Raw genomic sequence first — 22,189 nt, forward strand, 5'->3', positions numbered from 1 at the left:
ATGAAATTCATCATTGAACGTGAGCAATTACTCAAACCCTTGCAGCAGGTCAGCAGCCCCTTGGGCGGTCGCCCTACCCTGCCCATTTTAGGCAACTTATTATTGCAGGTCACTGAAGGCTCTCTGCTGCTAACAGGTACCGATTTAGAAATGGAAATGAAGGCACGGGTAACGCTTACCCTGCCTCATGAGCAGGGCGCAACCACCGTCCCTGCGCGTAAATTCTTTGATATCTGGCGCGGGCTGCCGGATGGCGCAGAGATCAGCGTAGAATTAGATGGCGATCGCATTCTGGTCCGTTCCGGTCGTAGCCGCTTTTCACTTTCTACCCTGCCCGCTTCAGATTTTCCCAATCTTGATGACTGGCAGAGCGAAGTCGAATTTTCTCTGCCACAGGCCACACTGAAACGCCTGATTGAATCCACTCAATTCTCCATGGCGCATCAGGATGTCCGCTATTACTTGAACGGCATGCTGTTTGAAACCGAAGGGGAAGAACTGCGTACCGTTGCAACAGACGGCCATCGTCTGGCAGTCTGTTCCATGAATATCGGGCAAAATCTGCCGTCCCATTCAGTCATAGTACCTCGTAAGGGTGTCATTGAATTGATGCGTCTGCTGGATGGCGGTGATAATCCACTGCAATTGCAGATTGGCAGCAACAACATCCGCGCCCACGTTGGTGATTTTATCTTCACCTCGAAATTGGTTGATGGCCGTTTTCCTGACTATCGCCGCGTACTGCCGAAAAATCCGGATAAAACACTGGAAGCCAATTGCGACATGCTTAAACAAGCATTTTCACGGGCAGCAATTTTATCCAACGAAAAATTCCGTGGCGTCCGCATCTACTTAAGCGAAAACCAACTCAGAATTACAGCCAATAACCCTGAACAGGAAGAAGCAGAAGAGATCGTCGACGTCAGCTATCGAGGTACAGAAATGGAAATTGGCTTCAATGTCAGCTACGTACTGGATGTTCTGAACGCACTGAAATGCGAGCAGGTGAGTCTCCTGCTGACAGATGCCACATCCAGCGTGAAAATTGAGAACTCAGCCAGTCAGGCCGCGACTTATGTCGTGATGCCGATGCGTCTGTAAAGAATGCGCCTGTAACAGTATTAATTCACACTTATGATTCTCTCGCGTTTGCTGATCCGCGATTTTCGTAATATCGCGAATGCTGACTTACCGTTGGCGACCGGTTTTAATTTTCTGGTTGGGCCAAACGGTAGCGGCAAAACAAGTATACTGGAAGCCATTTATACATTGGGTCATGGTCGTGCCTTTCGCAGTATTCAAGCCGGAAGGGTGATCCGCCATGATTGCGAGGAATTTATTCTTCATGGGCGGCTTGATCAGCAACCCCATGAACGTTCCTTATCGGTCGGACTGAGCAAAAACCGCCAAGGCGACAGCAAAGTCAGGATCGATGGCAGTGACGGGCATAAAATCGCCGAATTGGCGAAAATGTTACCCATGCAGCTCATCACACCAGAAGGTTTCACCTTGCTAAATGGCGGCCCGAAATATCGCCGGGCTTTTATTGACTGGGGCTGCTTTCACAATGAGCCACGCTTTTTCACTGCCTGGGTCAACCTGAAAAGGCTGCTCAAACAGCGGAATGCGGCATTGCGACAAGTCACCCGCTATAACCAGATCCAACATTGGGATCGTGAACTCGCTCCGCTGGCGACGGAAATAAGTCAATGGCGAGCTGAATACATTGCAGGAATTTCGGAAGATATCGAAAAAACCTGCCAACAATTTTTACCTGAATTCACCCTCAGTATCAGCTTCCAACAAGGCTGGGACAAAGAGAGTGAATATGCAGAACTACTCGCGCGGCAGTTCGAGCGCGACAAATCGCTAACCTACACCGCTTCCGGCCCCCATAAAGCTGATCTGCGGATCAGGGCGGACGGCACACCGGTAGAAGATATGCTTTCCCGTGGTCAGTTGAAGTTACTGATGTGTGCGTTGAGGTTAGCACAGGGTGAATATTTCACCCGACAGAGCGGGCAAAAGTGCCTGTATCTGCTTGATGATTTTGCCTCAGAACTGGATGCCGGCCGTCGTCAGCTATTAGCCGAGCGTCTAAAATCTACGCAAGCCCAAGTGTTTGTCAGTGCAATCACAACCGGGCAAGTTACAGACATGATTGATGTAAATAGCAGGATGTTTCGCGTAGAACATGGCAAAATAGAGGTTCAACCACAGGATTAAGATGAGCGAGAAACGTTGATGTCGAATACATATGACTCCTCAAGTATCAAGGTATTAAAAGGGCTGGATGCCGTCCGTAAACGTCCAGGCATGTATATCGGTGATACCGATGATGGTACTGGCCTGCACCACATGGTCTTCGAGGTTGTTGACAACGCTATCGACGAAGCCCTCGCAGGTCATTGTGACAAGATAGTTGTCACTATCCATGCAGATAACTCCGTTTCTGTACAGGACGATGGCCGCGGTATTCCTACCGGCATACACGAAGAAGAAGGTGTTTCAGCAGCAGAAGTCATCATGACCGTGCTGCATGCGGGGGGTAAATTCGATGACAACTCCTATAAGGTTTCCGGCGGGCTGCATGGCGTAGGGGTTTCTGTTGTTAACGCCTTATCAGAAAAACTGGAACTGACTATCCGTCGTGACGGAAAAGTCCACGAACAGACCTATCATATGGGTGTTCCACAGGCACCGTTGAGAGTTGTCGGTGATACCGAACAAACGGGAACCACTGTCCGTTTCTGGCCAAGCATGGAGACGTTCAAGGTTAACACTGAATTCGAATACGATATTCTGGCAAAGCGTCTGCGTGAATTATCATTCCTGAACTCCGGTGTTTCCATTCGTTTAGTCGACAAGCGCACAAATGCAGAAGATCTCTTTCATTATGAAGGTGGGATCAAGGCGTTTGTTGAGTTCCTGAGCCGCAATAAAAACCCAATTCACCCAAATGTTTTCTATTTCTCTACGGAAAAAGACGGGATTGGCGTTGAAATTTCCATGCAATGGAATGATGGTTTTCAGGAAAACATTTACTGCTTCACCAATAACATTCCTCAGCGCGATGGGGGAACGCACTTAGTTGGTTTCCGTACCGCGATGACCCGTACCCTTAATAGCTATATGGATAAAGAGGGCTACAACAAAAAATCCAAAGTCAGCGCTACCGGTGATGATGCTCGTGAAGGCTTGATTGCGGTGATTTCCGTTAAAGTGCCTGATCCTAAATTCTCTTCCCAGACCAAAGACAAACTGGTTTCTTCCGAAGTGAAGACCGCTGTCGAGACCCTGATGAATGAGAAGCTGGTGGAATATCTGCTGGAAAACCCGAACGATGCCAAAACGGTTGTCGGTAAAATCATTGATGCGGCACGTGCCCGTGAAGCAGCACGTAAAGCGCGTGAAATGACCCGCCGTAAAGGTGCATTGGATCTGGCCGGATTGCCGGGCAAATTGGCTGACTGTCAGGAGCGCGATCCTGCCCTGTCCGAACTCTACCTGGTGGAGGGTGATTCTGCGGGTGGTTCGGCAAAACAGGGGCGTAACCGTAAAAATCAGGCTATCCTGCCACTGAAAGGCAAGATCCTGAACGTTGAGAAAGCGCGTTTTGACAAAATGCTGTCTTCACAGGAAGTGGCAACCCTGATCACCGCACTGGGCTGTGGCATTGGGCGTGACGAATATAACCCGGACAAACTGCGTTATCACAGCATTATCATCATGACCGACGCCGACGTCGATGGTTCTCACATCCGTACCCTGTTGCTGACATTTTTCTATCGTCAGATGCCAGAAATCATTGAGCGTGGCTATGTTTACATCGCTCAGCCACCGCTGTATAAGGTGAAGAAAGGCAAACAAGAGCAATACATCAAAGATGACGATGCAATGGAAGAGTACCAAATGTCCATCGCATTGGATGGTGCTGCGCTGTATACCAACCCACATGCACCGGGATTGAAAGGTGAAGCACTGGAAAATCTGGTGACTGAATTTAACGCCACCCAAAAAATCATCCGCCGCATGGAACGCCTGTATCCGCTGGCTCTGCTGAACAACCTGATTTACCATCCAAAACTGACCGAAGATGCACTGAACGATCAGACAAAAGTGGAAGAGTGGGTCAGTGCACTGACTATTCGCCTGAATGACAAAGAGCAGCATGGCAGCACATACAGCTATCACATTCATGAAAACCGTGAACGTCAGGTTTTCGAGCCAGTTTTGACCATTCGTACACATGGCGTTGATACCAACTACAATCTGGATTTCGATTTTATCCACGGTGGCGAATATCGCCGCATCACCAAACTGGGTGAATTGATCGGAAACCTGATTGAAGAAGGCGCATATATTGAACGTGGTGAGCGTCGTCAGGCAGTCAACAGCTTTGAACAGGCTCTGGAATGGCTGACCAAAGAATCACGCCGTGGTCTTTCCATCCAACGTTATAAAGGTCTGGGAGAAATGAACCCGGATCAGTTGTGGGAAACCACAATGAACCCTGAAACACGCCGCATGATGCGTGTCACGGTAAAAGATGCCATTGCGACCGATCAACTGTTCACGACCCTGATGGGTGATGCCGTTGAGCCTCGCCGTGCATTTATTGAAGAGAATGCGCTGAAAGCGGCGAATATTGATATTTAATACTGCTGCTTAACTTTAATATCCCAGATAACTTTCGTTATCTGGGATAAAAAAACTCATATCATTTGCTGATATGAGTTTTTTATTTAGCCAATAACACATATGAAATAATCACATCAATCTTTTCTGGTTTTTCCAACCACTTATTAAACACATTACCCAGCCCTTTTTGTTTATAAGTGGTATCACAGCTTGCAGATGTTCCTGCTGGGCCTAAGCCATATGTTCCACCACCCTCGGCTTTAACCTCGCAGCCATGCTGCCCATGAAAATCATTATATAGCCATTTAGGCTCTATTGTACTGAATTCAATGACAACACCCGGATTTTTATTAGTCAAATAACCTTTTGAATAATCAAAACGAGGTGCAATACCACAAAATGCTTTTGCCTCTGTAACACAAGGAACCTTCCGGTATTTATTGGCATCAAATGCCTTATATTCATTTGATCCCATTCCCCGATACCAATACATTGCGTCTTCTGCCGCTTTATTGGCTTTGGCTGCTTTTTTATTGATTAAAGTCACTTTATTCGACGTGTTGGTCTCAACAACCAATGTTCCATTTTTATACAACGACATCACTTTCGTATCTTTTAAGCCATTCTTTGTGATTAAATCCTCAATCGCTTTATCCGCTACACTAAAATGACTCACCCCTAACAAAATAGGCAGCATAAGAAGATAACTTTTTTTATTCAGTCTCATAAAAAACCTCACCATTAAACTATAAAAGTTTATAATAAGTTTATTTCTCATATAAACCAACAATAAAAATCTAATTCAACTGTTAACATAAAACAAAAACAAATTAAGTCAGAGATAATTAAAATAGATAATAAAAATCACTCACTATAAAAAATCAAACATAGAATATTTTTATATCATAAATTAAACAAAATTTAACTATTCCGGCAGTAATTTTATTGCTATTATATATTATCGGTGAGTTTGCAGAGGATGAGAACTTAACAAAAACAAGCCTTATACCAATAAAATAACACCACCATTTGATAAGGATTTTCATCATGCTAAAAAGAATAAATTTTGTATCAAAACTTCATGATTCAATCACTAAAGGTGGTTGGCTTAAACACATTAACAATACAGATAACTTAAAAGAAACTCAGAGCAACGCATGGCCTTTTTCTTAGCCGCAGCGAGTATAGGTTTAAAGGAAATTACTGAAAAAACCATATTAAGAGGTCTTTATTATGTTTAAAAAAACTTATTCTTTTAATAAAGATATTGAAAAAATGCAGTCAAATTCTTTGACTCGTTCAAAAAATCTATCCACCTCACTACCCGATAATCTATCTAATATAGAAATTAATAATCAAATGCTTATACACAAACTTTCCTTTATCGAATCAAGAGAAGTTAATCTACAAGAAGCAAAAAATGCAATCAATAAACTTCTCAACTCCATTCGTGAAGATAAATGGCTGGACCATATTGAAGATACTGAATATACATGGCGTAATATAGAAGAGAAAAAATTAAAAACACCACAAGACTTATGGGATCTGAGATGCTGTATAACTGAACAAATACTAATTTCAATGCGATATGACATCAATGAAGATAGTCGAAAGATTAAAGATTTTATTTACTTGGTTTGTTTTATTAAAACAATGCCTATCGGAATAATTCAACTTAAATGTGATGATAATTCTCTGGAAGTAAACAACCTTGTCACTCATCCAGGAATAAAAAACTGCGCCTATTTATTGATGGAAAAAGCAGTTAACCTATCCAATGACATGGGTTTTGAAGGAAAACTAAAGCTAATGACAGCAACTGATGAATTGAATAGAGTTTATCATAGAATGGGATTCATTGATAATAATGACTATATGACATTAGATCCAAATGGAAACAATTTTTGGACTTTCTGTACAGAAGATCGTGTATACAAATTTAAAAAACTCTTCTAACCCTTCAATATAAAAAATAAACTCAGATGAAAAAAATAATAAATACCGCCAATTTCTCTATCGAATTGGCGGTATTATCCTAACGGATGCTGAATAGTCACTTCAATAAAAAAACTTAACCCTTTTCTACAACAAAATACGCAGCATACGGCGCAAAGGCTCAGCCGCTCCCCACAACAACTGATCACCGACGGTAAATGCAGAGAGATATTCCGGCCCCATATTCAGTTTACGCAGGCGCCCCACCGGCGTATTCAACGTGCCAGTCACCGCTGCCGGCGTTAATTCACGCATTGTCAGTTCACGATCATTCGGGATCACACGAACCCAGTCATTATGAGAAGACAGCAATGTTTCAATTTCATGAATCGGAATATCTTTTTTCAATTTCAGGGTAAATGCCTGACTATGACAACGTAATGCTCCAATACGAACACACAAACCATCTATCGGAATCACACGACTGCCCGTATTTAAAATCTTGTTGGTTTCCGCCTGGCCTTTCCACTCTTCACGACTCTGCCCATTTTCCAGTTGCTTATCAATCCAGGGAATCAGACTCCCCGCCAGAGGAACACCAAATTGGTCAGTCGGCAATGCACCGCTGCGGGTAAAATCCGTGACACGTTTTTCAATATCCAAGATGGCGGAAGCCGGATCTTGCAACTCATCTGCAACCTGATTATGCAGCATTCCCATTTGCACCAGCAGTTCACGCATGTGACGGGCACCACCGCCAGAAGCCGCCTGATAGCTTGATACCGATGCCCACTCAATCAAATCATTGGCAAACAAACCACCCAATGACATCAACATCAGGCTGACAGTACAGTTACCACCAACAAACGTTTTGATGCCTTTATTCAGGCTGTTCTGAATATGTTGATGGTTAACGGGATCGAGAATAATGATCGCATCGTCATTCATGCGCAGTGCGGAAGCAGCATCAATCCAATATCCCTGCCAGCCGGTTGCTCTCAGTTTGGGATAAATTTCATTGGTATAATCCCCGCCCTGACAACTAATGATTATATCCAGCGCACTCAGCGCCTCGATATTAAAAGCATCCTGTAAAACGCCTGATTTACCCGCAAATTCCGGTGCAGGCAACCCATGTTGGGAAGTTGTAAAGAAAACCGGATTGATTTCGTCAAAATCCCGCTCTTCCATCATTCTCTGCATTAATACTGAGCCGACCATACCGCGCCAGCCGATAAAACCTACACTCTTCATCATGTTTACCCTGCCTTGAAAGATGTTCGTCAGATACAACTGACATCCTTAAAACTGACAAAATATGACGAAAGGTGCAAGCATATTTATGCACTATAACACCAACATTTCTGCATGGATGCGTTTGCCATTTTTAAACCAGACAGAAGTATGCCTTCCCACTCTACTGGAACTATGACCACTTATCGGTTTGCCTGGCTTTTTGGATCTCAAAAAAGGTTTTGGCGTAATAGGATCGACAGTAACTACCCTTGAATAAGCTTCTTTTTCTGCCATAAAAGCAGCTCTGGCATTTTGGTTTAGAGAAAGCCCTGAAAAATGAAGCTGGCAAATATGACTTATTCTGAATACTTCTTCATTACGTTGAATATCTTCATTATGCTCATAACTCAAGGTTTGTGGATTAAAATAATTATTGCGTATCTTAACCGACCCAATATAACCAATCACGATATTGTTTGAACACAATTTAGAAAACTCAGAAGCAAAAGATTCCTCAAAGCTATAGGGAGAATCTCTATCCTTCTCGCAAGTTGCGGAATTACATACCACCAGATGAATATACCTAAATCTGTCTAATATTATTCCTCCGTTATTAACTAATTGATCATATAGTTCACCAGGTGTCATATTTTCTACAGTCAGATTTTCGCTCAGGACGGTTAAATATTCCATGAAATAATTTTCATCATATTCACCATGAGAACAAACTGATAAACGAAAATGACCATGATAAATATCTTCAAATGTATAAAAACCACGAAAGACTTTAATATTTCTCATGATAACCATTCCTTATATGCTACTCTTGTTCTTACCATTCCCATACTAAGTAGTATGAATACGATAGCAATTTTGGGGATTACTCATGCAATTAATTACCTATTTATTAGTTATGAACGAAATATTGCAGAAAAACAAGCAAATAAATTAACTACATTAAGGATTGCGTTCTGATTTAATGATCAGAATATCAACGAGATGGAAATAAAGAATAAAAGCAACCTACAGCAAAACTATAGGCTTTGGATCAACCTTTCTTTTTCTTACCCTGAACAGCCTTAAAACGTGGATTAGAGTGACCGAATGTTATAATATAACATTAATCCAACCTCTGGTTGCTGACAACTCTCTTTTGATGCTATTCACCGAACTGAACTAAAATGAAAAAATCAAATATAAGCTAATAGTTTAGTTTGTTATTATTTCTTTTCATATTGAGTCTTCTAGATTTTTTCACTATTAATTGTCACTTAATGAGAAATTAATTTATATTTTTTGGTCATTTTGATATTCATTATTTCATTTCGCCATAAATCTATAAAACAGGTATGCTTATCGCCTAATCTCTATGATAAATATCAGGTAATCAGAGTAATCCAATTATTGCGATACGATTCAAAAAAGACCTTTTTTCCGCTATTAACTTATTCTGAAAACTGATTTAATTAAGCATTGCTTAATAATTATTATCACTTTGAGACAGCATTCTGATGGCGCTTTTTTTACAAAACTGCTTGGCTTTTCCTGTTGTTATTTTCAGTGGGTTACTATTCATTGTTTTATTTTATTGGATATGTGCTGCTTTTGGTTTGCTTGATATTGATTTCCTGAGTGTGGATGTAGATAGCTTCGATGTATCTTCTTTGGCTGGCTGGTTAACAAAACTCGGCCTCACTGGAATTCCTGTCACCATTATTATTACGCTCATTACTCTGATTGGCTGGCCACTCAGCTATTTCAGCATGCACTTGATGCTCCGTTTCATTGAAACTGATGTGTTCCGTTATTTACTTGGAATCGCCACTTTCTTTATCGTGAGTTTCATTGCCTTATTACTGACGGCAATGATCTTGCGCCCATTACAACCGAAATTATCCAGACTCAATCGTTCCAACAGTGTTGACAATCTGATTGGCAAAGTCGCCGAAGTCCGCTCCCCCATTGTGACTGAACAGCGTGGTGAAGCTCTGATGGATAATCACGGAGCCAGTTTAATCTTACAAGTGCGGGCACCAGAAAGTGACGGCATTACTCGTGGAGATCGTGTCGTATTAATCAGTTATGACGCGGCAACCCACAGTTACACCGTGGTGAGTGAAGATGAATTTAAGTTGTAACGACTGACTTGCCGATGGTTAATATTTAATCACTATTTAATGTTTAATCACTAATCGTAAACCTTGCTATCTGACATGCCTCACTCAACATTTCGGTCATGGATGAATAGCAGCTTAAGTTTTGGGTTCCTGACGCCTTCCACGTCAGTCCCAAACAAGTTAGCCCCAAAATAAAATGGAGAAACACATGTCAGATATTGCCATGGCAGATTTCATGCCTTTCTTGATCATCGTTGCGACGATAATTGTCGTCATTCTGGGTTTCTTTGGGCTTTTTAAAGCGTTTTACATCAAAGTACCACAAGGAACTGCGCTGATCGTCAACGATATGTCATCCCAGCCGAAAGTGCATTTTACCGGTGCGCTGGTCTATCCGGTCATTTATAAAAAGGAGTTCATGCGCATTTCTTTGCTGACTCTGGAAGTCGATCGCCGTGGTAAAGATGGCCTGATCTGTAAAGATAACCTGCGTGCCGACATTACCGTTGCATTCTACCTGCGTGTTAATGAAACCACCGAAGATGTACTGAAAGTGGCAAAATCCATCGGTGTAGAACGTGCCTCTGACCATAACGCCGTCAGTGCCCTGTTCAGCGCCAAGTTCTCAGAAGCACTAAAAACCGTGGGTAAACAATTCGAGTTGTCAAAATTGTTCGAAGATCGCCAAAACTTCCGCGATCGCATTGTTGATGTCATTGGTAAGGATCTGAACGGCTATGCGCTGGAAGACGTCGCCATCGACTATCTGGAACAAACGCCGAAAAACTCTCTGGACCCGAACAATATTTTCGATGCGGAAGGTATTCGTAAGATCACTGAAATCACCGCCATCCACAATATTGAAACTAACCAGAAAGAACGTGATCAAGAACTGGCTATCCAAAAGAAAAACGTAGAAACCCGTGAAGCCAGTTTGGCATTGGAACGCCAACAAGCGGATGCAGAAGCCCGTCAGAAGCGTGAAATCGAAAGTATCCGCGCCCGTGAATCTGCTGAAACTCTGCGTGTACAGGAAGAAGAGCGCTTGAAAGCAGAGCAGGCTCGCATTCAGACTCAACAAGAAATTGAAATCCGAGAAGAAAACCGTCTGCGTGAAGTCGAAGTTGCACAACAAAATCGCTCCCGTGCCGTCGCCATTGAGATGGAAAAAGTCATTCGTGCACAAGAATTGGAAATTGTTTCCCGTGAACGCGAAGTAGAACTCCAGCGCATCGATAAAGAAAAAGCGCTGGAAGAAGAGCGCAAAAACATCTCTAACGTGATTCGTGAACGTGTTGCTGTAGAAAAAACCGTGGCGCAGGAAGAAGAGCGCATCAAAGAAGTCCGCATGGTTTCTGAAGCCGACCGCCAGAAGCAGATCACCATTATTCAAGCCCAGGCCAATGCGGAGCAAGAGCTGGTTCGTCAGGTGAAACAAGCCGAAGCGGATGAGAACAGTGCCAAGTACAAGGCATTGGAAATCAGTACGATGGCGCAAGCAGAACTGGAAGCAGCCGCCAAGCAGTCAGAAGCGAAAAAACGGATGGCTGAAGGTATTGAGGCCGAAGAAGCCGCATTAGGTCTGGCCGAAGCACGTGTTCGCCAAGCCAAAGCCGAAGCTGAAGAGAAAGAAGGTCTGGTACAGGCAAATGTGATTGCAGAAAAACTGCTGGCAGAAGCCCGTGGTACGCAGGAAAAAGGTCTGGCCGAAGCACGTGTTCTGGAAGCCCAGGCCAGCGCAGCCGAGAAACAAGGTCTTGCCGAAGCAAAAGTTCTGGAAGAGAAATTGGCAGCACAAGCGCGTGGTGATGAGCAACAAGCCAATGCCAAAGAAAAACTGGGTTTGGCGGATGCTAAAGTGCTGGAAGAAAAACTGGTGGCACAGGCTCGCGGTGAAGGCCAACTGGGTTCAGCACAAGCAGAAGTTATCCGTCAGCGTCTGAAAGCAGAAGCGGACGGTCTGACTGACAAATTCACGGCGATGGGTAATCTCAATGATACAGCCCGCGATCACGAAGAGTTCCGTATGCAGCTTGAGAAAAACTTCGAACAAGCGATGGCTTCCATTGCAGCCAACAAAGAGATTGCCAAAGAGCAAGCGGAAGTGCTGGCAGCGGCGCTCAGCAAAACCAACATTGATATCGTGGGTGGTGATGGCAGTTTCTTTAATACCTTCTCCAAAGCACTCAGTGTAGGCAAGGCCATTAATGGCGTGGCAGACAAAAGCCCGCTGGTAAAAGAAGCCATGCAGAAGTTACTGGCGGGAAAAGGTGAAAAAGAAATCAATGGAAAAGAAGCGGGGGAACAAAAAATAAACCTCGATTCACTCCTGCAAAATCCAGAAGTGCAGTCTTTAGTCAACATGTTTGGCGCAAATAAAAAACGCCATAACAAAGAAAGTACTGAAGAGTAAGATACTGAACCATATTGAAGGAAACGTGATACGCCATGTCAGATAGCCAATTGAATAATCGTGAACAGGAGTTACTGGATAATGCTGTCGCGGAAGGCGGGGCCTACGATATCTTACGCAGTCGCCTGTCTGAACAAGGCCAGCAGCTACATGAAAAAGCCAGCCTGTTGAACAGCCGACGTTTGGAAGAATTTGGCAAAAACCAGACTGACATTATCGGGCGTATCCGCATCCGCACAGAAAACAACTGCGTTGCCCGTGATATTGTCCGTGTCGGCAATTGGTTATTATTTGGCTACAATGTATTCCTCGGCTTAAAAAAAGAGACGCGGGTTGAAGATGTTTTTTCCCTGTACAGGCTCAAGAAAGAAAATGACGAATATGATGTGGAATCCGTCCCGCTGACAGGCACGTTTCTCAATATCACCAGCTTCGTACAGGATTTCAACGAACTGTACACTTACTACAAAAATACCCAACTATTGGAACTGGTCGAGCGTGATGGCAAACTGCTCGCCAGCTTTCAGATTGGTGAACGAATTACCGATATTCGCGTGTTCCGCTGGGCTATCTCCAGCGACAAAACAGAAATAACCTATATCGATAATCGCGGTGAACGCGATATCGCCCTGCCTCCCGCCTATGATTTTGAATGGCAGAAAACCACACGCGAAAATACTGTAAATGGCCGCTATCCACATATGAACATTCTGGATACCGTGTTTGTGGAAACCATTGGCGGCGATCTGACGATTAAATGTGAAAATAATACTGAAGATGGATTGGGGATCTACCGAGAAGCGGTGCTGGATAAAACCCAATCACTGGATGATGCCCAGATTGAATACGCCCAGACAGGCAGCCTGATCCTGTTGAAAATCCTGCCCTACCGTGAAGAATTCTGGCGTTATCTGGTCTATAACACGCTGACCCAAAGCGTGCAGCGTATTGATGCCATCGGTCTGGCCTGTATCCAGTTACCGGAAGATCACGGTATTATTTTCCCCGGCGGCTATTATTTGCAAAGCGGGGAATACAAAACTTTCGATCAGCCGATGGATGGCATGCGTTTTCGCCGTGTCCGCCGCTCCCCAAATGGCGAAGATGTCATGTACATCTTCTATGAACCCAATTTAGGCCGTTTGGCTCTGTTCAATTACAACTTAATCGAACGCAAACTCCAAAATCCACTATTTGGTCACGGCTATGCCATGCTGGAAGATGGTCAGATGGTGCTGTTTGAAGGGCAATCAGAGGAACCAACCCGCATCCATCCGATGCAAATCTGGCAAACTCCGTTCTATTCTGACGAATACGCCGCTCGCCAACCTGCGAGAAACAGCTTTTTAGGCCGCATCGGTAATGCTGAACTGGTGCGCGGTATTTCCGATCTTTACCATATCGCCAAAGAAATTGAACAACAGCAGATTTCCTCCCTGCTCTACGAAAAACTCTGCCAAGATGCCCGCCGTTTGGTAGATATCTACTATTGGCTCAATGACGAACAAAGCCTGCATATCTCCGGGTTACTGAAAGAGATCGCCAATACCGGTGAGAAGGTACTGGATGAATACGAAAAAGTAGAAAGTATCCGTCGCCAGTCCATTCGGGCCATGAATGAGGCAACATCACATCAGAAAGCGTTATTGACAGCGATGCTGCCTGAAAGCTGGACCGAGACTCAGCAATTTATTGAAGCCTTAAACAGTCTGAGTATCCAGCGTGGTCACTTGATCACACTGCGCGACCATCGTTATATCGATTTATCCCGCCTTGATGAAATGGAAGCGCAACTGGCTGATAACCAACAGCGCATTTCACTGGCAACTGCCGAATTTCTTGCCAGCGAAAAAGCACTACAACCATTTACCCTGCAATTGCAAGAATTGGAAAAACAGGTTCAGGCCGCTGCCAACCGCGCCCAGCTTAACGAGCCACTGGCGGGCATGGAAAAAATGTCCTCCGATCTGGATATGCTGTCAAACCTGATGGCTTCGTTGAAATTCGAAGACACAACCCAACAAACCCATATCATTGAGTCGATTTCCGAAATTTATGCCCTGCTGAATCAGGCTCGCGCCAGACTGCAACAACGCCGTAAAGAACAGGGTGCGGTTGAGTCCGTTGCGCAGTTTGGTGCACAATTTAAATTATTCAGTCAGGGAATTACCAATGCCCTGACACTCTCTACCGATCCAGAACGCTGTGACGAACAGCTTTCCCGCCTATTAGTACAACTGGAAGAGCTGGAAACCCAATTCAGCGATCACGATGAGTTCCTGAATGACATTCTGGATAAACGTGAAGAGTTGCTGGAAACCTTTGAAACTCACAAACAGTCACTGCTGGATGAACGTCAGCGTAAGACCCGGAACTTGCAGATTGCGGCAGAACGTCTGCTGGATAGCGTGAGTCGCCGGACAGCAAAATTTTCGTCCCTTGATGAACTGAATGCCTTCTTTGCTTCCGATACCGTATCGCTGAAAACCCGCGAAATCATTGAACGTTTGCGGGAACTGAAAGACAGCGTAAAAGCAGACGATATTGATGCCAAATTCAAAGCTGCGCGAGATCAGGCGATCCGCAGCCTGCGGGATAAGACTGAAATCTATGAAGATGGCGGAAACGTTATCAAACTTGGCCCACGCCACCGTTTCAGCGTGAATACCCAAGAGCTGGATCTCACCATCCTGCCACGGGGTGATTATCTCTATCTGCACCTGACAGGCACAGATTATCAGGAACCCATTGATAGCCCGGAACTTGAATCCCTGAAACCTTATTGGTCGATTACTCTCGAATCAGAATCCCCTCAGGTTTATCGCGCGGAGTACCTTGCTTATTCACTGATTTATGCAGCGAGTAAAGAACATAATGACCTGACACTGGATGGCTTGAAATCCCTGTTAAGCAAGCCAGACATTCTGGAAAAAACCGTTCGTGAATTCGCTGCACCTCGCTATAAAGAAGGCTATGAAAAAGGTATTCATGATCATGACGCAGTGGAAATCCTGCGTAAATTAATTCCGGTTGGGGAAAGTGCCGACCTTTTACGGTTCAACCCTCATGCCAGAGGGATTGCTGTGCTTTTTTGGGAACAAGTTCAACACGAAGAACAGCCTGCATTGTGGCCTGAACGAGCCCGTACCTGCGCCAATATTTATCAGCTTTTCCGTAATGATGCCGGCTTACTGGATCTCCAGGCGGAAATCGAAGCAGAGATTAGCCTGTTCCTTGAACGCCATCCAATCAAGTGTGAGCCTTACCAACAAACACAAGCAGCGGAATACCTGAGCCTGGCACTGAGCCGGACAAACGTGGAATTCAGTTTCAGCAAATATGCCCGTACGTTATTGGAAGGACTACAATCTGAACTGGAAAAAGCCCATATGTGGGGGGATTTCAACCACTCCCAACAGAATCTCGGTCAACGTTTTACTCAACGCTGGATGCTGGTGGAAAATTGGCTGAATGGTCTCTGTTCCCTGCCAGAATTTTCCTCTCTGAAAGGTTATATTTCAGAAGCTGTGGCGTTAGTTTTATTAGAAAAAACGCTGAATGCCCGTTTCAGTGAAGTGGATCTGCACTTTACTGTCACCGGTTTGATTGGTGAACACCCTTCCATCGTTAACCAAGCTCTGACTCTCAGCCTTGATGACTATTTCTGCCGGATGCGCAAACAACGCAAAGTATTTATTCCTGCCTATCATCATTATCAGGAATTACGCCAAGGCGTATTAAATCAGCAGAGAAAAAATCTACGGCTCCATGAATTTAAGGCTCGCCCGCTCAGCTCATTTGTACGTAATAAATTGATCAATGATGTTTATCTGCCACTGATTGGCGATAACCTTGCCAAACAGATCGGGGCGATCGGGGAAGGCAAACGAACAGATCTTATGGGGATGTTATTAATGATCTCCCCGCCCGGCTACGGTAAAACAACGTTGATGGAATATATCGCCAATCGCCTTGGTTTGATCTTCATGAAAATCAACGCACCTGCATTGGGGCATGATGTTTTGTCACTCGATCCCGCTCAGGCACCAAACGCCACCGCACGTCAGGAACTGGAAAAACTGAATCTGGCGCTGGAAATGGGCAATAACGTGATGCTGTATATTGATGATATCCAGCACACCAACCCTGAATTCTTGCAGAAATTTATTTCCCTGTGTGACGGTACACGACGTATTGAAGGAGTCTGGAAAAGCCAGACTAAGACCTACGATATGCGAGGGAAAAAATTCTGCGTTGTTATGTCTGGTAACCCTTATACTGAATCTGGCGAAGTGTTCAAAATCCCGGATATGCTGGCAAACCGTGCTGATATCTACAACCTCGGCGAAGTATTGGGTGGTATGGAAGAGGCATTTACGCTGAGCTATATTGAAAACAGCCTGACATCGAATCCGGTTCTGGCACCGCTGGCATTGCGTGATATGAACGATTTGTATCTGTTTATCGATAAAGCGATGGGCAAGCCGTTCTCCAGTAATGGCCTGAGCTATCCCTATAGTGAAGCAGAGATCACTGAGATTGTCGCGATCCTTGAACGTCTGCTGATGATGCGGGAAACCGTATTTAAAGTGAATCAGCAATACATTGCCAGTGCTGCACAATCCGACAAATACCGGACAGAGCCACCGTTCAAGTTGCAGGGCAGTTACCGCAACATGAACAAACTCAGTGAAAAAGTTTCTGCTGTCATGAACGCCGAAGAAATACGTCGCATTATTGATGATCACTATTTAGGTGAAGCCCAATTGCTGACAAGTGGCGCCGAAGAGAACCTGCTCAAACTGGCAGAGATTCGCGGCACAATGGTACCGGAAGAAGCACAACGCTGGCAGCAAATCAAACGTGATTTTATGCGAAATAAAGCACTGGGTGGTGATAATGCCGATGTGGGTGACCGCGTTGTGGCACAACTGGCTGACTTGGTTGAAAGTATTCAGGCTTTGGGAAGCTACCCGAAGCATTAAAAGGAAACATTAAGGTATAAAACAAATGGAAATTATGATTACCGTTATAGTGCTTTTTTTCCTGATTATCAGTGGGATAATTGGAGGAGTCAGCCTTTATAACCGTTTAATTCTACTACGCAATAACGTTGATAATGCCTTTGCCAATATCGACGTTATCCTGAAGCAACGTGCTGACCAGATACCGGCTTTAGTGTCTATTGTTTCTAAGGCTATGTCCCATGAACGTGAGATCTTTACGGCACTCAGCTCTGCCCGCCAAAATTACCTGAATTCTGGCTCTCTGCCTGAAAAAATCGATGCCTCTAATCAGATGGAACAAGCGCTAAAAGCGGTTATAGCGATTTCAGAAAATTATCCGACCCTGATTTCCGGCGAGAACTTTATTGAACTCCAAAAAGCAGTCAGTAGTGTGGAAGATAAAATTGCCCGCCGACGTGAATACTTCAATGATGCTGTGACAATCTATAATACTGGTATTCAGCTTTTCCCCGCGCTGCTCGTAGCAAATGCGCTTAAATACCAACGTCTTCCGTTGTTAGACATTCCCGCAGAAGAGAAAAAATATAACGGTATTCGGTTCGAATAAATCGCTTTTAACAAAATAGGCAATTAATGGCTTCTATTATCGCTTCAATCATTTTCAGTGCGGTTTTGAGTGGTGCTACCGTCATTTTATTCTCAGAGATTTATAACATTCGCATCAACCGAAAAAGATGGGTATCAATAACAGCAGCAATCAGCAGCTTGTCGGCAAGTATCGTCACTTACCTCAATGAAGATAATATCCTGTATGTTATAGGCTTCTTCTTTACCCTTCTTATTCTGATCGCCCTAAGTGCCAAGGCATGGGATATTCTCAAATTCTGTCTCGAGCTACTAAATAGTATCAGAAAGGGAAAAATAACGGCCTTTCAGGCAGTTATTTACATGATCTTAACGTTCTTGGCACTCGCCATTACCTACAGTATGAATTATTTAGACAAGCCCACCTCTTTCGGACTATTTGCCGGATTTTTTATCGTAGCCGGTTTGTTGATATGGCGACAAAAAACCCCAAAAAAACAGTTCTTCAAACTCCAGCAAATGCTTCCTACTTCTAAAATAGGCTCAATGGCGATGGGCTTAGTGGAAGTGCAAGGCAAAGCGATTGCTGAAAAACAACAATTGCGCACCGCTCCACTGAGTAAAAGAAAATGTATTGCTTACCACTATACCGTACATCAAGAAACTAAAGATTCCGAAAGGAAAAAATACTACAAAACAATCAATGATGAAACCAAATGCGCGCCTTTCAAAATTCAGGATGAGACAGGTTCAGCTTCTGTGATTACTGACGATCTGTCACTGATTTCCCTGCCCCCTACATGCAAATATGAAAAAGGAAATATGCGTTATGTCGAGCGGGCAATCTTCAACCATGACACCATTATGTTAATTGGCTCAGCCGCTGAAAAAGATAATCAGGTCGTGATCCAGAGAGACATCGAAAACGATATTTTGGCAGTATCCCCAATCGAATCGATTAAACACTGGAATAAATATCATCCACTGAAAAAATCGGCCTTAACGTTTATCGTAATAGCTGTATTTCTGAGTGCAATTGTGCTGACCATTCCATACGAATATAACGGGCAAACACTGACACTCATGTTTAATCAATCTCCTTTACTCAGTTGGCTGTTTTAACAGGGGAAATCAATGAATCATTTTATGATCGCCGCTTTTATCATTATTATCTTGTTGGTTTTGTTGTTCTATTATTTGGCCGATACCTACAATAAGGTTATCACGCTGAAAAATTACACCGAGAAAGCCTTTGCCAATATTGATGTATTGCTAAAACAACGGGCAGATGAAATTCCTGAATTATTAAGGATTGCTGAACAAGCTATGTCACATCAAAAAGCACTGCTCTTGGAACTTGCCGAGTTACGAGAACGCTACTTTTCCAGTTCTGATGCTAATCAAAAGATAGGAATTAACAATGAAATCACCAATGTTTTGCAGAGCATAAGGGTATTAGCAGAAAACTATCCTAAATTACAAGCGCCAAACAGTCTGCATAAATTGCAAAAACGCATGACTTTACTGGAAAATAAAATTGCTGATCGCTGTGATTTTTTTAATGAGAGTGTCGCTCTCTATAATATTGGCATCCAAACTTTCCCTAACCTGATATTCGCTAAAATATTAGGTTATCAACCACGCACTATGCTTGATATCAAAGCTGGCAGTGAATAAGGAAATATCATGCTAACTATCCCTTTTGATCTATTTGGTTTTGCCGATATGATGGAAAAAAAACCTGAATACGTCATTGCCATATCAACCTTTGGCTTGTTTATTCCTTTCTTCATATTTGCTATATTGCAGAAAATTCCTCCATTAAGGACTTTCTCCAATATTATCCTGGGAACTATTGGATTGTCATTGTTTCCAAATTTAATCGTATCGATGTGTCTATTTGTTCTGAATATCAAAGGAATACACTTGTTCTTTATCTGCGTAATCATTATGTTAAGTTGTTTTTTCTTCATTCTGCTGAATTATCATCAGTTGGCAGATTACATTAACTCGCCTTTATCTGGACATGATCCGGAAATAATCGGTAGAAAACAGAGTAAAAAAAGAAGGAAAAAGTAAATTAGATAGCCCATCAGCAAAAGAGAAACTGGCTGTGATGATGATGTTCAGTTTTCAATTATTATCGTCGACTCAGTCTGACATGATTAATATACGTGTTTCTTCTGGACGAATATTAACATTAAAATTAGAACCTAAAAATTTAACACATTAAAAACTTTGTTTTTTAATTTATTATTTTATTTACATTGAGGTGTATTGAAATGAATAGAAGAGAATTTGAAATGGCATTTACTGATGGCTCTCTTGTTGTTGAAAATGGAACGTTAAAGCCTTTAAGCATGAGCAAAGAAATCAGACGAAAACAATATGCTGAACTTGAAAAAAAATTAAGTGATAATGAAGAGCTTTATGTTTTATTAACATTTGAAGAAGCTGTTAATATAGTAAAAAATATGTGTGGTCCGAACCCAAATTCATCATGGAAAGAAGCTGGTTTTTTATGTTCAGATTTTGTTACATCCTTCACAGGAAATATCATTGATGCCTATGGTTTTGCTCAATTGGCAAATGAACTCCGCAATAATTTTGGTGTAAGAGTGACTGAATATGTTGATAGGTTTGGTAATAGAAGTATAAGATTAACAGGTCGAACGGGTGTTAGAAGATTCTTGACTGCTGCAAAATATACTGTGGGTAACTGGAAAATGATCGATATGGGAATAGGGACGCAAGGGATGCAACATGCTGTCATTGATGGAGCTAGGAGAGTTATTTTTGTTGGCGCTGCTTATAGACTATTAGAATTAGCGTTTAGAGACGAATATGATCTTTATAATTTTCTTGGAAATATAACTATGGATGTAGCAAAAACAGCCGTTGGAGTTTTGGCAGGCATGGTAGTTACAGCTGCTGCTGGAATGATTTTAGCTGCTGGTACTTATGCCCTTGCTGTCGCTGCCGTAGCTGTTGGGGTTGGTCTTGCGGTTAGTTATCTATTATATTACCTTGATGATAAATATGAGCTAAGTAAAGCTCTGATAGACCACATGCGGAAATTAGATCAAATGACAAAAGCTCATCCACGTCCTTGTATTCAGCCATTTGGTTACCCTTGTGAGGAAATAAAATTAAAATAGTGATTTTACTTTAATAGATTTTTAATTTAATGGCAAAGAGGTTGGTATGGATAATAAAAAAAGAATTTTTGTTATAATAAGTTCGCTGTCTATTGTTTTAATAATTACTTTTGTTTCCTATCTTATTTTTGATGATATTTTATCCATTGTTTATATGAAGAAAGAAATAACTTTTTCTTGGAGATCTATTGCTATTTTGTCCGTATTTCCTCTTTGTTTTTATATGTTTTCATGCGTTTTTTATTATAGTGTTACATTAAAAAAAATGAAGCTTAATGCTAATCTAGTTAAGATCCTTACTATCAACTTTTTTGTTTTTTTATTTTTAAGTTTTCCTTTTTCTTGGTACTTAGATTCAAAGCTGAGGGAGGAGGGATATGTTGTTTGCCAGAAATTATCAGTTGGCTCACCAAATAAGTATGTAAAAGATCCAAACTTATGTCGCTAAGCATATATATACTATATATGCTTAGTTATATTATTTTTAGTAAACCCGGTCTTCCCATATACTATATGCGGAAGTTCCTGCTGTTACATGGTTCCATGATATGGATTTATAATTTAGCATTATTTTTTCATATGGCATCTTATCATGATCATTTATAGAATGTGGGTAGACACAGGAAATATCAGAAATTGTTGCTTCCGTGATCTTGACTTCATAAAAAAGTTCCAGTTGCCCAACCTGACTGGTTCTATAAAAAATAAATTTACCATCCAGTGATTCATTGGCATCTATCGCCATTGCTAATAATGGCGATGATTTATCGATAGGTTTGATAAATTGTATAGGGCTGTGGCTAACATTTTGTTGACGGGATAGAGAGTGATTTAAACTGAGTATTTGAATTTGGTCTTCGTGTCCTTTTTGATATCGGTTCCCTATCGAATCAAGCGTTGAACATCCCGCAGATATTAATCCTTGTTTCTTACCGTTTAAGGTTAAGTAGATCATGTATGACATACAGAGTTCCGTCCTAGTTTGGATTTAAATAATATGGGCTTAATGTTTAAGCCAGGGAGGAATACGTTAACATATTAAAAAAAATAGTGATGGGATCGTCAAGGCAAAAAAGATTTGCTTAAGATTCTTTTTGTTGCAAGGGCTGGTCAATTTTTCCCTTCAGCCAGTCATGG

Annotated in this window: 17 protein-coding genes; 13 read left to right on the plus strand and 4 right to left on the minus strand. The window is 42.6% G+C overall.

What is annotated here, in order from left to right; translation table 11 throughout:
• Genes dnaN through gyrB form a run of 3 tightly spaced genes read left to right on the plus strand, consistent with a single transcriptional unit; the run spans position 1 to position 4,659 of the window.
• A complete protein-coding gene (gene dnaN, locus Xenpb_RS08755) occupies positions 1-1,101 on the plus strand; it encodes a DNA polymerase III subunit beta (protein ID WP_187653970.1) in 1,101 nt (366 codons plus the stop codon).
• A gap of 33 nt (positions 1,102-1,134) precedes the next feature.
• Positions 1,135-2,226 carry a DNA replication/repair protein RecF gene (recF, locus tag Xenpb_RS08760; RefSeq protein ID WP_187653971.1) on the plus strand — a complete coding sequence of 364 codons (1,092 nt, stop codon included), beginning with the start codon at positions 1,135-1,137 and terminating at the stop codon, positions 2,224-2,226.
• Between the two features lie 18 nt (positions 2,227-2,244).
• Positions 2,245-4,659, plus strand: coding sequence for a DNA topoisomerase (ATP-hydrolyzing) subunit B (gene gyrB, locus Xenpb_RS08765; protein WP_187653972.1), 2,415 nt, complete (start codon positions 2,245-2,247; stop codon positions 4,657-4,659).
• An 82-nt stretch (positions 4,660-4,741) separates the two neighbouring features.
• Here gyrB and Xenpb_RS08770 read toward each other — a convergent pair whose 3' ends face one another.
• Positions 4,742-5,368, minus strand: a complete 627-nt coding sequence (locus Xenpb_RS08770; protein ID WP_187653973.1) for a hypothetical protein — start codon at positions 5,366-5,368, stop codon at positions 4,742-4,744.
• Positions 5,369-5,874: 506 nt separating this feature from the next.
• Between Xenpb_RS08770 and Xenpb_RS08775 the strand changes: the two genes are divergently transcribed.
• On the plus strand, positions 5,875-6,597 hold the full coding sequence (locus Xenpb_RS08775) for a hypothetical protein (protein WP_187653974.1): 723 nt from the start codon (positions 5,875-5,877) through the stop codon (positions 6,595-6,597).
• A gap of 126 nt (positions 6,598-6,723) precedes the next feature.
• Here the strand turns inward: Xenpb_RS08775 and asd are convergent, their stop codons facing one another.
• Both asd and Xenpb_RS08785 read right to left on the minus strand, forming a co-directional pair.
• The gene (asd, locus tag Xenpb_RS08780) at positions 6,724-7,830 is read right to left on the minus strand and encodes an aspartate-semialdehyde dehydrogenase (protein ID WP_187654002.1); all 1,107 of its coding nucleotides are present in this window, start codon (positions 7,828-7,830) and stop codon (positions 6,724-6,726) included.
• 93 nt (positions 7,831-7,923) lie between these two features.
• The gene (locus Xenpb_RS08785; protein WP_187653975.1) at positions 7,924-8,613 is read right to left on the minus strand and encodes a hypothetical protein; all 690 of its coding nucleotides are present in this window, start codon (positions 8,611-8,613) and stop codon (positions 7,924-7,926) included.
• Between the two features lie 710 nt (positions 8,614-9,323).
• Between Xenpb_RS08785 and Xenpb_RS08790 the strand changes: the two genes are divergently transcribed.
• From Xenpb_RS08790 to Xenpb_RS08830, 9 genes are all read left to right on the plus strand, one after another.
• Complete coding sequence (locus tag Xenpb_RS08790) at positions 9,324-9,950, plus strand: NfeD family protein (protein ID WP_187653976.1); 627 nt, start codon at positions 9,324-9,326, stop codon at positions 9,948-9,950.
• A gap of 196 nt (positions 9,951-10,146) precedes the next feature.
• Positions 10,147-12,342 carry a flotillin family protein gene (locus Xenpb_RS08795; RefSeq protein ID WP_187654003.1) on the plus strand — a complete coding sequence of 732 codons (2,196 nt, stop codon included), beginning with the start codon at positions 10,147-10,149 and terminating at the stop codon, positions 12,340-12,342.
• A 35-nt stretch (positions 12,343-12,377) separates the two neighbouring features.
• On the plus strand, positions 12,378-17,327 hold the full coding sequence (locus tag Xenpb_RS08800) for a DNA repair ATPase (protein ID WP_187653977.1): 4,950 nt from the start codon (positions 12,378-12,380) through the stop codon (positions 17,325-17,327).
• 25 nt (positions 17,328-17,352) lie between these two features.
• Positions 17,353-17,916 (plus strand): LemA family protein, encoded by a 564-nt coding sequence (locus Xenpb_RS08805; RefSeq protein ID WP_255523088.1) that lies wholly within the window; start codon positions 17,353-17,355, stop codon positions 17,914-17,916.
• Positions 17,917-17,942: 26 nt separating this feature from the next.
• On the plus strand, positions 17,943-19,016 hold the full coding sequence (locus Xenpb_RS08810; protein WP_187653978.1) for a hypothetical protein: 1,074 nt from the start codon (positions 17,943-17,945) through the stop codon (positions 19,014-19,016).
• 12 nt (positions 19,017-19,028) lie between these two features.
• A complete protein-coding gene (locus tag Xenpb_RS08815) occupies positions 19,029-19,571 on the plus strand; it encodes a LemA family protein (protein WP_187653979.1) in 543 nt (180 codons plus the stop codon).
• A gap of 9 nt (positions 19,572-19,580) precedes the next feature.
• Positions 19,581-19,973, plus strand: coding sequence for a hypothetical protein (locus Xenpb_RS08820; RefSeq protein WP_187653980.1), 393 nt, complete (start codon positions 19,581-19,583; stop codon positions 19,971-19,973).
• Positions 19,974-20,176: 203 nt separating this feature from the next.
• Positions 20,177-21,052 carry a hypothetical protein gene (locus Xenpb_RS08825; protein WP_187653981.1) on the plus strand — a complete coding sequence of 292 codons (876 nt, stop codon included), beginning with the start codon at positions 20,177-20,179 and terminating at the stop codon, positions 21,050-21,052.
• A gap of 46 nt (positions 21,053-21,098) precedes the next feature.
• A complete protein-coding gene (locus Xenpb_RS08830) occupies positions 21,099-21,500 on the plus strand; it encodes a DUF1240 domain-containing protein (RefSeq protein ID WP_187653982.1) in 402 nt (133 codons plus the stop codon).
• 36 nt (positions 21,501-21,536) lie between these two features.
• On the opposite strand, the gene Xenpb_RS08835 is transcribed toward Xenpb_RS08830, so the two are convergent.
• A complete protein-coding gene (locus tag Xenpb_RS08835; protein WP_187653983.1) occupies positions 21,537-22,016 on the minus strand; it encodes an Hcp family type VI secretion system effector in 480 nt (159 codons plus the stop codon).
• Positions 22,017-22,189 lie beyond the last annotated feature (173 nt).

It is taken from the genome of Xenorhabdus sp. PB62.4 (assembly GCF_014467285.1).
GTDB lineage: Bacteria > Pseudomonadota > Gammaproteobacteria > Enterobacterales > Enterobacteriaceae > Xenorhabdus.

Bases quoted from the DNA above. Each gene is read 5' to 3' on its own strand.
- dnaN (WP_187653970.1), top strand. From the start codon at position 1: ATGAAATTCATCATTGAACGTGAGCAATTACTCAAACCCTTGCAGCAG.
- recF (WP_187653971.1), top strand. From the start codon at position 1,135: ATGATTCTCTCGCGTTTGCTGATCCGCGATTTTCGTAATATCGCGAAT.
- gyrB (WP_187653972.1), top strand. From the start codon at position 2,245: ATGTCGAATACATATGACTCCTCAAGTATCAAGGTATTAAAAGGGCTG.
- Xenpb_RS08770 (WP_187653973.1), bottom strand. From the start codon at position 5,368: ATGAGACTGAATAAAAAAAGTTATCTTCTTATGCTGCCTATTTTGTTA.
- Xenpb_RS08775 (WP_187653974.1), top strand. From the start codon at position 5,875: ATGTTTAAAAAAACTTATTCTTTTAATAAAGATATTGAAAAAATGCAG.
- asd (WP_187654002.1), bottom strand. From the start codon at position 7,830: ATGAAGAGTGTAGGTTTTATCGGCTGGCGCGGTATGGTCGGCTCAGTA.
- Xenpb_RS08785 (WP_187653975.1), bottom strand. From the start codon at position 8,613: ATGAGAAATATTAAAGTCTTTCGTGGTTTTTATACATTTGAAGATATT.
- Xenpb_RS08790 (WP_187653976.1), top strand. From the start codon at position 9,324: ATGGCGCTTTTTTTACAAAACTGCTTGGCTTTTCCTGTTGTTATTTTC.
- Xenpb_RS08800 (WP_187653977.1), top strand. From the start codon at position 12,378: ATGTCAGATAGCCAATTGAATAATCGTGAACAGGAGTTACTGGATAAT.
- Xenpb_RS08805 (WP_255523088.1), top strand. From the start codon at position 17,353: ATGGAAATTATGATTACCGTTATAGTGCTTTTTTTCCTGATTATCAGT.
- Xenpb_RS08810 (WP_187653978.1), top strand. From the start codon at position 17,943: ATGGCTTCTATTATCGCTTCAATCATTTTCAGTGCGGTTTTGAGTGGT.
- Xenpb_RS08815 (WP_187653979.1), top strand. From the start codon at position 19,029: ATGAATCATTTTATGATCGCCGCTTTTATCATTATTATCTTGTTGGTT.
- Xenpb_RS08820 (WP_187653980.1), top strand. From the start codon at position 19,581: ATGCTAACTATCCCTTTTGATCTATTTGGTTTTGCCGATATGATGGAA.
- Xenpb_RS08825 (WP_187653981.1), top strand. From the start codon at position 20,177: ATGAATAGAAGAGAATTTGAAATGGCATTTACTGATGGCTCTCTTGTT.
- Xenpb_RS08830 (WP_187653982.1), top strand. From the start codon at position 21,099: ATGGATAATAAAAAAAGAATTTTTGTTATAATAAGTTCGCTGTCTATT.
- Xenpb_RS08835 (WP_187653983.1), bottom strand. From the start codon at position 22,016: ATGTCATACATGATCTACTTAACCTTAAACGGTAAGAAACAAGGATTA.